This is a genomic window from Spirosoma oryzicola, from assembly GCF_021233055.1.
Taxonomy (GTDB): domain Bacteria; phylum Bacteroidota; class Bacteroidia; order Cytophagales; family Spirosomataceae; genus Spirosoma; species Spirosoma oryzicola.
The window spans coordinates 256,775-270,584 of sequence record NZ_CP089538.1 but is presented as its reverse complement, the minus strand read 5'-3'; the positions used below and the strand labels follow the sequence as shown (position 1 = coordinate 270,584).

At 48.4% G+C, this 13,810-nt stretch carries 10 protein-coding genes and 1 tRNA gene; 5 read left to right on the top strand and 6 right to left on the bottom strand.

Annotation, left to right across the window (positions count from 1 at the left end; translation table 11 throughout):
* Nucleotides 1-12 precede the first annotated feature (12 nt).
* The 3 genes from bshC (at nt 13) to LQ777_RS01060 (ending at nt 3,277) form a co-directional block, all read left to right on the top strand.
* Entirely contained in the window at nt 13-1,560 is a 1,548-nt protein-coding gene (gene bshC / locus LQ777_RS01070) for a bacillithiol biosynthesis cysteine-adding enzyme BshC (protein WP_232560671.1), read from the top strand.
* A gap of 27 nt (nt 1,561-1,587) precedes the next feature.
* Nucleotides 1,588-2,169: a 5-formyltetrahydrofolate cyclo-ligase gene (locus LQ777_RS01065; RefSeq protein WP_232560670.1), complete on the top strand. Its 582-nt coding sequence runs from the start codon at nt 1,588-1,590 to the stop codon at nt 2,167-2,169.
* Nucleotides 2,170-2,263: 94 nt separating this feature from the next.
* Nucleotides 2,264-3,277, top strand: coding sequence for an aspartate-semialdehyde dehydrogenase (locus tag LQ777_RS01060; protein ID WP_232560669.1), 1,014 nt, complete (start codon nt 2,264-2,266; stop codon nt 3,275-3,277).
* Between the two features lie 107 nt (nt 3,278-3,384).
* Here the strand turns inward: LQ777_RS01060 and LQ777_RS01055 are convergent, their stop codons facing one another.
* The 6 genes from LQ777_RS01055 to LQ777_RS01030 all read right to left on the bottom strand — a co-directional run bounded on the left by LQ777_RS01055 (nt 3,385) and on the right by LQ777_RS01030 (nt 11,824).
* Nucleotides 3,385-6,240 carry a PAS domain S-box protein gene (locus LQ777_RS01055; RefSeq protein WP_232560668.1) on the bottom strand — a complete coding sequence of 952 codons (2,856 nt, stop codon included), beginning with the start codon at nt 6,238-6,240 and terminating at the stop codon, nt 3,385-3,387.
* A gap of 378 nt (nt 6,241-6,618) precedes the next feature.
* Nucleotides 6,619-6,705, bottom strand: a tRNA-Leu gene (locus tag LQ777_RS01050).
* An 82-nt stretch (nt 6,706-6,787) separates the two neighbouring features.
* Nucleotides 6,788-8,125, bottom strand: a complete 1,338-nt coding sequence (locus LQ777_RS01045) for a dihydroorotase (RefSeq protein ID WP_232560667.1) — start codon at nt 8,123-8,125, stop codon at nt 6,788-6,790.
* A complete protein-coding gene (gene hemB, locus LQ777_RS01040) occupies nt 8,122-9,093 on the bottom strand; it encodes a porphobilinogen synthase (RefSeq protein ID WP_232560666.1) in 972 nt (323 codons plus the stop codon). Before hemB ends, LQ777_RS01045 begins: the two co-directional genes overlap by 4 nt.
* Before the next feature lie 62 nt (nt 9,094-9,155).
* Nucleotides 9,156-9,866 carry a response regulator transcription factor gene (locus LQ777_RS01035; protein ID WP_232560665.1) on the bottom strand — a complete coding sequence of 237 codons (711 nt, stop codon included), beginning with the start codon at nt 9,864-9,866 and terminating at the stop codon, nt 9,156-9,158.
* Nucleotides 9,867-9,907: 41 nt separating this feature from the next.
* Nucleotides 9,908-11,824, bottom strand: a complete 1,917-nt coding sequence (locus LQ777_RS01030; RefSeq protein WP_232560664.1) for a sensor histidine kinase — start codon at nt 11,822-11,824, stop codon at nt 9,908-9,910.
* A 212-nt stretch (nt 11,825-12,036) separates the two neighbouring features.
* Here LQ777_RS01030 and LQ777_RS01025 point away from each other — a divergent pair, with 212 nt between their 5' ends.
* Together LQ777_RS01025 and LQ777_RS01020 are read left to right on the top strand one after the other, a co-directional pair.
* Entirely contained in the window at nt 12,037-12,849 is an 813-nt protein-coding gene (locus tag LQ777_RS01025) for a T9SS type A sorting domain-containing protein (RefSeq protein ID WP_232560663.1), read from the top strand.
* Nucleotides 12,850-13,023: 174 nt separating this feature from the next.
* Nucleotides 13,024-13,272: a hypothetical protein gene (locus tag LQ777_RS01020; RefSeq protein WP_232560662.1), complete on the top strand. Its 249-nt coding sequence runs from the start codon at nt 13,024-13,026 to the stop codon at nt 13,270-13,272.
* The last annotated feature ends 538 nt before the right edge of the window (nt 13,273-13,810 follow it).

Below are 13,810 nucleotides of genomic sequence, written 5' to 3'. Positions count from 1 at the left end.
ATCCCAACCTGCATGGACTGTCAGTACCTGCCGCTCGCATCCACCGGCCAGTTTTCTTCCTTATTTCTCGATTACATCAATAAAAAAGATATACTTTTCCCGTTCTATCAGCGCTACCCAGAGTTATCAGCGTTTAAAGAACAGATCAATGATAAGACATTTGACGAATCAAAACGGCAGGTTTTAGTCGATGCACTTGAGCGGCAGTACGCACAAATTTCTAACAAACCGGATTTTTCGGTACTCCTCCAGCCAAACACGTTTACGGTTACAACGGGCCACCAGCTAAATATCTTTACGGGACCGCTGTACATCGTCTACAAGCTGATTACGACAATCAGGCTGGCGCAACAGTTGAAGAAAGCCTATCCCGACTACAATTTTGTGCCGGTTTACTGGATGGCGACGGAAGATCACGATTTTGCTGAAATCAATCACTTCTCGCTCTTCGGTAAAAACTACTCCTGGGCGACCGAACAGCGGGGAGCCGTTGGACGGATGAATCCGCAGGAACTAAAGACGCTTTTCAATCAGATTCCCGAAAAGCTGTCCTTGTTTGAAGAAGCGTATTTAAAGCACAACACCTTAGCCGATGCGGCCCGGCATTACATAAACGAGCTGTTCGGGAGTCAGGGTCTTATATCGCTGGATGCCGACGATGCCGCGTTAAAGCGTGTTTTCGCCCCGGTCATGCGGGATGAGTTGCAGCATCAGCGCTCGGGTGAACTGGTGGCAAAGCAAACTGAGCTACTCGAAAAACTGGGGTACAAAACGGTTATTTCCCCGCGCGACATTAACCTGTTTTACCTGGACGATCAGCTTCGCGAACGTATCGAGCGCAAGGAGGATGGTACCTATCGGGTGCTACATACCAAGCTTCGGTTTACCGAACAGGAGTTGTTACAACTGCTCGACGAACATCCGGAGCAATTCAGTCCTAACGTCGTGCTACGACCTCTGTACCAGGAAACGATTCTACCGAATCTGGCTTATATCGGTGGACCGTCGGAAGTACCTTACTGGTTGCAGCTGAAACCGGTATTCGATTATTTCCAGACTACTTTTCCAATTCTGATGCCCCGCAATTTTGCGATGTATGTGCCATCAGTAAGCGCAAAGCGCATTCGCAAGTTGGGTCTGACGCCCGAAGAACTGTTTAAGGACACGCTGGTTCTCAAGCGCGAGTATGTCGAAAACCACGCCCGGCACACGCTTAAGTTCGACAACGAAAACAAGGTTGTCAACAAAGCGCTGGACAACATTTTGCACAAAGCGCAAATGGTTGACCCTACCCTTGAGAAAGCAGTTTTAGCCGAGACGAAGCGGTTTGCCAATGCCATTACACGGCTGGAAAAGAAAATGCGCCGGGCCGAAGAGCACAATCAGGAAGTGGGTGTTCGGCAGTTACTGGCCGTCAAAGACGAACTGTTTCCTAATGGCGGATTACAGGAACGAAGCGAGAACTTTCTGACATTTCACCTGAACGACCGGGAGTTTTTAAACAAAATCGGTTCGGTCTTCGATCCGTTCGACTATCGGATGCAGCTCTGTTTGGAATAAGTTTGGCTTCTGGCTATCACAGCGTGTATGAAAAAAGCTGATTTACGGCGTCAGTATCTGACCACTCGCAAGGCGCTGTCCGATACAGCGCTTGCTGAGTATAGCCATAAAATCTGCGCGCATTTTTTCGATCAGGTATGGACGGATGGCAGGCTTACCGTTCATACTTTCCTCCCCATCGCACGCCAAAACGAGCTAAACACCTGGCTAATCGTTCACCGTTTTTGGCACGATTTTCCGCAGGTCCGGCTGGCTGTTTCGATCACGGATGCTGATACGTACCAACTGACTCATTACGAACTGACTCCAGATACGCTTCTGGCTACTAATCAATGGGGTATTCCTGAGCCCATTGCCGAAGATTCTCTAGCCGTCAAGACCAGCGCGATTGACCTTGTACTGGTACCACTTCTGGCTTTTGATCGACAGGGCCATCGAGTCGGCTATGGTGGCGGCTTTTATGATCGGTTCCTGGCGGATTGTCGCCCCGACTGTTTAAAAGTCGGATTATCATTCGTAGAGCCCGTCGAGCAAATTGACGCGATTGAACCGACTGACATTCCGTTGGAGGTTTGTGTGACTCCTGATTCCGTTGTCTATTTTAAGTAATTGGTGGCTACTAAAAATATCTTCCTTTTTTATCTGTATGTCAACTTATTACTGTAATTTTGCGGTCAATTTTTAATTAACTGGTGAAAAAATTATGAAAATCGCAGTCGTTGGCGCCACAGGCCTAGTCGGTGGCGAAATCCTGAAGGTACTGGAAGAACGTAACTTCCCCGTGTCAGAACTCATTCCCGTTGCTTCCGAGCGCTCGGTTGGTAAACAGATTGAGTTCAAGGGTAAACCGTACACAGTCGTTAGCTTTGAGGATGCCATTGCCGCCAAACCTGCCGTTGCGATTTTCTCGGCTGGAGGTAGCACCTCGCTGGCCCTGGCCCCCAAGTTTGCGGAGGCAGGAATTACCGTAGTTGACAATTCGTCGGCCTGGCGGATGGACCCAACCAAAAAGCTGGTTGTTCCTGAAATCAACGCCAATACGCTCACGCCAGAAGACAAGATTATTGCGAATCCAAACTGCTCGACGATCCAGATGGTCGTTGCGCTAAAGCCCCTGCACGACCGCTATGGCGTTAAACGGGTTGTCGTTTCGACCTACCAGTCGGTTACGGGTACGGGCAAAGCGGCTGTTGATCAACTATTTGCTGAACGTAATGGCGACACTAGCGTATCGAAAGTGTATCCGCACCCGATTGACCTGAACGTATTACCCCATATCGACGTGTTCCTCGACAATGGTTATACCAAAGAGGAAATGAAAATGGTCAACGAGACCAAGAAGATCATGGGCGACGATTCGATTCAGGTAACGGCAACCACAGTCCGCATTCCAACCATCGGTGGCCACTCGGAAGCAGTAAACGTTGAATTCAAAAACGATTTTGACGTAACCGAAGTGGTTGAACTACTCAGCAATGCCGAGGGTGTTGTTGTACAGGATGACCCGCAAAACAAAGTATACCCGATGCCACTGACAGCGCACGGAAAAGACGAAGTATTCGTCGGTCGCATTCGTCGTGATGAAAGTCAGCCGAACACGCTGAATATGTGGATCGTAGCTGATAACCTTCGCAAGGGAGCAGCTACCAACGCCGTTCAGATTGCAGAATACTTACTAAAACATAATCTGGTAGAAGCTGGCGAAGTTATTGCCTAACTTCTTTACAAGATATAATAACAGAAATCCCGTCTGGCATTAGAACCAGACGGGATTTTGTTTGTATTGACAATGCTAAGTCGACTGCTACCAGCCTCAATAGCGACTCAGGCCGGTAAGTATACGCTAAAAGTAGCACCCTGCCCCGGTTGACTCGTAGCGGTGATTGCTCCTCCATGATTGGCCGCTACCTTTTCGCAGATCGCCAATCCGATACCAGTACCTGCGTACTGGCTTTTGGTGTGCAGCCGTTGAAAAACCTGGAAGATGCGATCAATGTACTTTTCATCAAACCCAATTCCGTTGTCGGCTACATCGATGCGATAGTAAGCCCTTACCGAGCGCGTTGGCTTCACTGTTGGAGGTAAATCACTGACCTCTATCAATTCAGCACTGATGTTGATAACGGGTAGAATATCAGGTCGGAAAAACTTTAGCGCGTTACTAATCAGGTTCTGAAATAATTGCCCCAGTTGAGATTTATCGCCTTGTATAACTGGTAATGACCCAACGTTAACGGCCGCACTTGTCTCCTGAATGCGCAGGTCTAAGTCTGTCAGTACCATGTTAATAACGCCATTCAAAGCTACCAGCCCTGTACTATCCTGCTGAGTCGAAATGCGCGAGAAAGTCAGTAAGTCACGAATCAACGTCGACATGCGGCTAGCGGCTGATTGCATGCGCTCCAGATACATCGCCCCTTCACCTAGCTGATCGCCATGTTGTCGTATCAACAGATCGCCGAATTGCTGCACCTTACGTAAAGGTTCCTGTAAGTCATGCGAGGCAATGTAAGCGAATTGCTCAAGGTTGTGGTTGGAGCGAATAAACAACTGGTTGGATTCGGCTAACTCTTCATTGGTAGCAGCCAGTTCCTCATTGGTAGCGGCTAATTCTTCGTTGGTAGCTGCCAACTCCTCGTTGATAGCCGCCAATTCTTCAGTCCGCTCCTGGACTTGCCGCTCCAAGGCTATTTGTACCTGCCGTTGCTCAGTGACATCCTGGGCCGTACCTCGAAGCGCTATTGGCTGATTATCGGCATCAAAATAAAGCTGAGCTTGGGTATGGATGATGCGCATCTTCCCAGTCAGTTGGTTACTAACAGGATGCTCATTCTCGTAAAAGCCGGACGAACCAGACTGTAGACAGGCCGCAATTCCTTCTTTCACTGACTGCCTCGATTCATCGGGCAACAACTTATACACTTCCTCCAGACTTTTTGTAGACTCGGTGATGCCAAGCCAATTCATAAATCGTTCGGAAAAAGTGAAGGTGCTCTGGTTGGCATCCACGCTCCAGGTAGCCAGTTCCGCCAGTTCGATTGCCCCTCTAAGAGCCACCTCAGCGTCTTCGATCTGCTGCTTGGCAACTATCAGGTCCGTTACTTCAGCAGCCGTATTCATCACCCCGTACACTTCCCCCTTGGCATCATACAGAGGAGTAAAGCTATAATTGAAATAGTAAGGCTGTAACTTACCATCTACCTTAAGATCAACCCGTTGATTTTTAGCATGGAAGGGAATACCCGAAGTGAAAACGTTGTCGAGTTGGGAGTAAATGTCTTGATTCGACAGTTCGGGTAACACCTCCTGGTACGTTTTACCGACCACATTGTTGCCTTTACCCCAAACGTCCATAATCGACTGGTTGGCAAGTTCAATACGCATCTCTCTACCAACGTAAACGCCAATCGGAAAGGGGGCGCTTTCAACTAAACTACGTAATTTTTGCGCACTTTCGGCTAGGACCAATTCTATCTGTCCACGCTCAGTTATGTCCTGTAGTGTACCATTGAAGCGATAAGCCACGCCTTTATCGGTAAATTGGGCTTTTCCTTTTGCCCGGACCGTTCGCTCATGCTTCGTCTCCGGATGGACGAGTGTATATTCAATATCGTACTGCCCTCCCGATTGCCCCTGCAAGGCGTTCCAGATTGCCCCGGATACCCGCTGTTTGTCCTTATCAGTGATGGCATTAAGTGCTACATCTAACTCTACTTCCTTTTGGGAAGGAACGCCAAACCACTCTTTCAATCGGTTATTAGCGGTGAATTTGTTCGTGGCAGGATTCAAATCCCAAACGCCCAGTTCAGCAGCCTCAATGGCAAACGTCAACTGGTCTTTGCTTTCTTCGATCTTCATCCGGGCCATCACCTGCTCGGTGACGTCGATTCCCATGACTAAGATAGCGTTGATAGTACCCGCCGGGTTACGCAACGGCTTACATACAAAATCAACATAATAGGTGTGCGATACACCATCTACAATCAACTCGACAAGGGTGTTGCGCGTCTGATTGGTTTCTCCCGAACGTAACGTACTATGTAACATCCGTTCGACGAGTTCACCTTTCAGTTCGGGGAAGATGTCAATTAATGGTTTACCAATTATAGAATGGTCTTTTCCGCAGATAGCCAACGCCGGCGAATTGGCCATTTCGACAATCAGATCTTCGCCCATCAAAAGACAAGTGGCGACGGGTACTTCGTTAATAAGTCCCCGAAATCGCTCGTCAATCTCAATCTTCTGCTGAGCAGCAATCTGGTCTTGACCGTCAACCGACTGAGTGACGTCCTCTAATATGCCTAGCAAACGGCGGCTTCCCGTCTTTTTGTCTATGTGTATCTTCCCTCTGCTTTGCAACCAGCGAAACTGGCCGCTCTCATCAGCATAAACACGAAATTTAACGTTATACTGCTCACCAAGCTGGTTATTAATTACCTGTTGAACAATCTCTTCGATTAAAATTCGATCACCAGGGTGTATTAAATTCAGTACCTGATCATAGGCTACCAGATCATCGCCCGAAAAATTAAAAAGCGTTTTACAGCTATCGTCCCAACGAACCAATTGATTCGTTATATCTAGCTCCCAGGTTCCAATACAAGCAGCCTGTAGCGTAAACTTTATCCGCTCATAGTCGGCGGTAATAGTTTGATCGAGGGGCTCGCGCTCACCGTTCATTGATTGCAAAAGAGTTAATCTTGAAAAACAATATGTATGAATAGTTTATAGTAGACAAGCCAGTAACAAAAATGTTTGTAGAGACTTGAGTCTACTTTTAGAATCAGTGAGTATCAAAGGGGCGATAAAGAGTGGGGCGGTTTTCTTTCTCTAACGGGCTAAGTGTCGTCTCGGTAGCCGTCTTCGAATCGATCACGCTCGTACGCGCAATCTTGGTAAATGGATTATTGAAACCGAAAAGAGACTGCTGGTTATTCAACAGTGTTCAAAAGGGGCAGACCAATCATGCCGCATTCAGGGGTAGTATAGAGGGGCAGTGTCGTGGCGGACAAGTTAATTATAAAACAAAAGCCGCAATCAATAGATTGCGGCTTAAGGTGGTGCCGAAGGCGAGACTCGAACTCGCATGTCCGTAAAGACACACGCCCCTGAAACGTGCGTGTCTACCAATTTCACCACTTCGGCAGTACGTTTCCCCTTGTTTGGGATTGCAAAGATACGGTACACTTTCCTGACTGTGCAAGATCTAGACCATATTTTTTTCGTACTATCGATTAAATAGCATCCGCTTTCCTGACTGGTGGGTCAGAAACTGTCCTTGTGCGTATACCTGTTCACCCGACACAATCGTGTGCGTTACCGTAGCCCCGAATGTATGGCCTTCTAATGGCGACCATCCGCATTGATACAGTACATTTTCTTTCGAAACGGTTGTTGGCCGATTGGTATCGACAAGTACTAGATCCGCCCAGTATCCTTCACGCGCATAACCACGCCGGTCAATCTGAAAACAATCGGCGGGGGCGTGGCACATCTTGCGGACAACGGTTTCAATCGGTAGCTTACCCTGCTGAACAAAATCAAGCATCAACAAAAGCGGGTGCTGTACCAACGGTAACCCAGATGGAGCCTGCCAATACGATTGCTTCTTTTCCGCCCAAGTGTGCGGAGCATGGTCTGTAGCAATTATATCCAGTCGATCATCCAGCAGAGCCGTCATTAGCGCTTCCTTGTGATGCGGAGCTTTTATGGCCGGATTGCATTTAATCAGATTGCCCAGGCGTTTGTAATCATCACTATCAAACCAAAGGTGATGGACACACACCTCCGCTGTAATGCGCTTTTCCGTTAACGGCCGGTCGTTAGCGAATAACTTCAGTTCGTCAGCCGTCGAGATGTGCAGGATATGTAATCGGGCATTATACTGCTTGGCCAGTTCAACCGCTAGCGTTGACGATATTAAGCACGCTTCCTCGTTACGAATCAACGGATGCAGAGCGGCAGTCGCATTGTCACCGTATTCTGCCCGGTAGCGCTCGGTGTTGGCCCGAATCGTAGCTTCGTCTTCGCAGTGGGTAGCAATTAGCATCGGACTTTGCTGGAACAAACTGGCCAGTACCTGCTCATTATCCACAAGCATATTACCGGTAGATGATCCCATGAACACCTTGATGCCACAAACAGTGCGCGGATCTGTACGCAAAACCTCATCCAGATTGTTGTTCGAAGCACCCATAAAAAACGAGTAGTTCGCCAGCGACGTTTGGGCAGCGATGGCATATTTATCGGCCAGTAGCTCCTGCGTCAGCGCGTTGGGTACGGTATTGGGCATCTCCATAAAGCTGGTGACACCCCCCGCTATGCCCGCCCGCGACTCGGACTGAATGGTTGCTTTATGCGTAAGACCCGGCTCACGGAAGTGTACCTGATCATCAATAACACCAGGGAGCAGGTACTGACCATCGGCATCAATTGATTGATTGACACCAGCATCTGACAAATTCTGACCGATCTGCGCAATGAATCCATCTTCAATACGCACATCCGTTTCCACAACACGCCCTTCGTTTACCAAACGAGCGTTACGAATTAATAGCTTACTCATAAAAGGCGGGCAGCTTCTTTAGCAAAATAAGTGAGGATAACCGAAGCACCAGCCCGTTTGATTGACAGTAGTGATTCCATCATGGCCCGTTCTCCATCGAGCCAGCCCTGCTGAGCCGCGGCCTTAATCATCGCATACTCGCCACTGACGTTATAAGCAGCAATGGGCAAATGAAAGTTATCGTTCAGAAGCTTGATGATGTCAAGGTACGCTAAGGCGGGTTTTACCATCAGAAAGTCGGCTCCTTCGGCAAAATCGAGCTGGGCTTCGATGAGCGCTTCCCGACTATTGGCCGGGTTCATCTGATAGGTTTTTTTGTCGCCAAATTTCGGTGCTGAATCAAGCGCATCGCGGAACGGTCCGTAAAAAGCACTGGCATACTTGGCTGAGTACGACATGATCGCAACATCGTGAAAGCCCCCTTCGTCGAGCACCTGCCGGAGATAGCCTACTCGCCCATCCATCATATCTGAAGGACCGACAATGTTAGCGCCTGCCTGCGCCTGCGCCAAGGCCATTTTACCCAGTACTTCTAAGGTCGGATCGTTTAGGATCTTACCGTTTTCGACAACACCATCGTGACCGTCCGAACTGTACGGGTCCATCGCCACATCAGTCATCACCATCACATCGGGGAAGCGGTCTTTGATGGCGCGGATCGTTTGCAGATATAAACCGTCAGGGTTGTAGCTTTCCGTAGCGTATTTATCTTTTTTCGACTCAGGCAGATTTGGAAACAGATCGAACGTTTTGATACCTAAATCGACGCACTCTTGTATTTCTTCGAGGAGTAAGTCCTGCGACAAACGATGAATTCCCGGCATGGAAGCCACTTCAGAACGGACGTTCTGCCCTTCCATGATAAAAACGGGCAAAATAAAATCGGTGACGGACAGGCGCGTTTCCTGCACCATATCACGAATAGCAGCGGATTGACGGCTCCGGCGCGGACGACGTATTATATTCATGGCTTACAAATTTCGGTTTTCGCGTACCGTTCGGTTCAAAACAATCGAACAGCTGAAAACCGTCAGGCAATCAGTTTAAATCCTTCACCGTGTACATTGACCAACTGAACAGTCGCATCATCTTTCAAGTATTTACGAAGCTTGGTAACGTACACGTCCATGCTGCGGGCGTTGAAGTATGAATCGTCACCCCAGACCATTTTTAACGCAAAACTACGGCTAACGGGCTGATTCAAATTCTGAGCCAACAACTTTAATAACTCGGATTCCTTACTGGTTAGTTTCTGCGCCGGCGACTCTATTTCGCTTTGGGGTTCATTTTCGGCGGAACGGCTTAGCAGTTGGTGGGGATAATCGAACGAAAACGAGCCGATCTTATATACCGTTGGTTCAGGTGCGTCGGCAGATCGCTGATACCGCCGTAGGATAGCCTGAATGCGTAACAAAAGCTCCTCCATACTAAACGGCTTCGTCACGTAGTCATCGGCTCCCACCTTGAAGCCCTGGATGGCATCTTCCTGCATGGACTTGGCCGTCAGAAAGATGATCGGCACTTCACGCTGCGCCATACGTACTTCTTTCGCCAGGGTGAAGCCGTCTTTCTTGGGCATCATTACATCGAAGATGCATAGGTCGTACTGACCAGCCATGAACTTTTGCAGGCCCTGATTGCCATCCGTAGCGCGGTCAGTAGCGTAGCCTTTCATAGTCAGGTATTCCTGCACTAATTGGCCCAGATTGGGATCGTCTTCGACGAGAAGAATGGTAGGCATAATTGAACGATGAAAGAGCAAACGAGTACATGAATCGTTCACTACTCTTTTGCTCTTTCGCTAATGTTATAGGGTAAAATCACTTCGAATGAACTGCCTTTGCCAGGTTCGCTGACCACGTGAATCTGCCCGTGGTGTTCGTCAACCATCTTCTTCACGTAACTCAATCCCAGCCCAAAACCTTTTACGTCGTGTCGGTTGCCCGTCGGAACCCGGTAAAATTTTTCAAAGATACGGCTTAGCTGATCTTTGGTCATTCCCAGCCCGTGATCCGTAACCGTTATGCTGACTCCTTCGGGAAGGCTACGCGTAGCCAAGGCGATATGCGGACTTTCGGGCGAGTACTTCAGCGCATTGTCGAGCAGGTTATACACGATATTGGTTACGTGGACCTCATCGGCTTCAATCACTTCGCGGTCGGCATCAAACTCCAGGTCTAATTCGCCCCCGCGCTGCTCGATCTGCAAACTCATGTTGTTCAGCACATTCTCGACGACATCGTGTACGTTGACTGACGACAATTTCAGCTTGATTTCGCCCCGGTCGAGCAAGGCCATTTGCAGTACTTTCTCAACGTGCGAACCAAGTCGTCGGGTTTCATCACGTATAATACCCATGTAACGCGACAACCGTTCATTTACGGATGACTCATCCGTGCTTGAAGCGCCCTGCGGGTGGCGGACCTGTTCCTGCGCCATTTCAACCGCCAATGAGATGGTCGAAATAGGCGTTTTGAACTCGTGGGTCATGTTGTTGATGAAATCATTCTTGATGTCGGCCAGCTTTTTCTGTCGGACAATCGTACTAATAGCAATGTAAAAACAAGCCAGAATGACGAGAATCAACACGGCTGATGCGCCGAACGTAAACCACAACTGACTCAGAATAAACTGTCGTTGCGTTGGGAAATAAACGTAAACGTAGTTTCCCGTTTCAAGCATATTGTTCGGAAACAAGGCGGCTTTATATCCACCCTCTCTGAACTGCTGCGGACTCATACCGAGCGACGTAAACAGAAAAGCAGGTTGGGATTTCGTCCGAACGCCAAAAGCAAACGGAATGTTGATGCCTCTTTCCTGCAATGCCTGCCGTAGCAGCGTATCGAGCGCCAGTCGGTTGATACGATCCTCGATGGGGCGTTCCGAAAGAAGTAGCCCTTTCAATACATCCTTGATCATTCTCGACTGCTCGCCCGTTCGGTTCGAGCTAAAGCTTGTTGGTGTACTGACGGCTACCTCTGTTTTAGCCGAATCGTTCAACACATTTTGGCGCGACTTTCGCTGCTTAGCAATCTGTTTGGCCCGCTCCCGACTTGCTTTTAATCGGGCCAGCGAATCCTGCCGACGAGCCGAAGCCACCTGTCCGTTGATCTGATTGAGTTCGTTGACAAGAATCTGATCGACCCAGTGATTAAACTGCTGTTGTTGGGCTAGTTGTGTCTGCCAGTCGCCAACTGCCATCAGTTCATCCTGCTGGCGGAAAAATTCTTCGACAACGGCCATTTGCTCTGGCGACAGCGGATGCGCTACCGGATGCAGCACATCCGATTGTACAACTACCGCACCAGCCGGGGCCATTCCATACGGCAACCGCTGCGAATCAGTCACTTTCGGATTTGCTTTCTTTGCCTGAGTACTAGCTACTTTATCGGATGTTGCACTGGCTACTTTTTTCCTGGAAGCCGAGGATTCAACAACCGACTTCTTATCTTCTTTTCTGGCAATCGCCATCAACCGGTCCTGATGGTCGCGGGCCTGGATATGTTGTTTTGCCTGGTACATAGCCTCCTGCCGTTCGAGGGCGCGAACAACCTCCTGCAAGCCATCGGTAACCTTATAGTCGAATTGTTCTTTCTGCAAATGCAATGCACTACTGATCCAGTAAGACTGTAAACCAACGAGGCCCACCAATCCGACTGCCATCAGGGCAACAATCCATCGTATGCGTAGTGTCGACATTTTTTTCGGCCTTTATGCAACCTTCGGCCTTTTTTTTCATCTATGGGTAAACAAGCAGATCACAATCGGTATGCTTTTGGCTATGCCTGATTGTGTAATCCGTAAAAATACGAATGCTGCCAGGCAGTCACTGAGCCTTTAACAAACTTTAACAGCCCCACCCTCAATGACTTTTAGCCTATCTTATTGTGTATTCATTAACGGTTACGATTATGAAAAAAACAGTAATTCTGCTACAGCGGTTCGTTTTAGCGCTGTTCATCGCTGGTGGTATCAGTGGAATCGCTACGGCTCAGAAGGCGGGTTCTTCGCCAAAGAAAGACGAAGTTAACGTCCGGATCATTGAACGAAACGGCGATGAAGTGCGGGAGATCGAACGTACCTACCGGGTTGACGGTCTGACTGATCCTGAACGCGACCGTCTTGTCATGAAACTGGTCGACTCGCTGAAGACGACGCGGAAAGGGAAAGAAGGCAAGCGCCACATGACCATTATCGTTGATGATACGGATAGCGGCCACGTAGCAAGACGCGAGCATCTCACCCCCCGCCACCGACGGCTTCCCGATGATTTTTACGTGTATCGAGGCAGAATACCCCGGATTAACGACCGTGATCTACAAACCTGGCGCTATGAATTTCGTCGCGGGACCGATTCGCTAGCCGACCAGCTCAACCGATTCAGAATGCAATTACCGCGCGACTTGGATCGACAGCTTGTTCGTCCCTTCGAAGACTGGTCACGCAATTTCAACAGCAAACCGTCTACCATTCGTGGATTGGATGCTTATCCAAACAACCCAGACCGCGCCCAACTGAACGTCCGGTTCACGGCTCCGGCAAAAGGCGATGTAAGTATCGTTGTGACCAATCCGAAAGGAAAAGAAGTAGCTAAACGCGAGTTGAACGATTTCTCAGGTGAGTTTGTCGGCCAAATTGATTTAGGTAAAAGCGCACAAGGAGCTTACTTTATAACTGTCACGCAGAACGAAGACGGTGCCGTCAAACGAATCGTGCTTGATTGACGATAAATCGGTTAGCCAGGTCGAGCAAAATGATTATGCTTTATGGAGAAGAGACTCAATATTTTGCTCGACCTGGCCGATTCTGAAAAAATAATTAAAAAATTTAGTACTATGTATTGCAAGATACCCAACAAAGCCTATATCTTTGTGTTGTCAATAAGAACCAACCAGACCATGAAAACCTTACTAATTGTCGGAACCTTACTAGTAGGCATTAGCGGACAGGCGATGAGCATGGGGCATCCGCACAATATTTTTGCTGCCAGAAAGCAAATGCGGGCGAAATCGTCGGCTTTAGTTCAAAAATCGAAAGTGACATCAGCGTCGTCGTGCTGGCAGCCGCTTGCCGCTATTGACAAAGCTGAACTAAGCAAACGACTGGTTGCTGCCCTGGCGAGCGTACGTCCGGCACGGTCTTTCTGATTTACTCTTACGCATCCTCTCTTCCACACTTCATCTGACGGCTGTTAAGTTACGTCTGAAAGCGCCCTGTAGCTTCTTCCAACTAGCTACAGCTTGGGTCTTGCAATGATCCACTTGAACAGGCTATTGGGTGATCGGCCCATGTAGACAACGAATCGTTGTTAAACTCTTACCAGCCTGCTTCTCCAATCTCATTCGTCAGTTTACAGGAAGTTTTCTTCCGCTCCAAGTGCTTTACAGCTACACCCGTATACGGTTGGTGATTGATCTGCTGTTATTTTGTGCTGCTCCGTATACTTTTTTGACGTTTCAATCCTGCAACAAACATTCATTTATTCATCAACTGATGAGTTGATTGTCAATGCATTTCCTGAAATCGCAACGTCGGCTTTCTTTCCATTCGCTCGTTTTAATTTTGTATTAATCCAAGCAGCGAAACATTTCACGTATATTATTTTGTTAAAAAGTTAGATAATTCAAACATGTGTTATTGTTTTCAGTAGGTGTTGGCTATTTTTATGGTTTGGCGATAAACCAC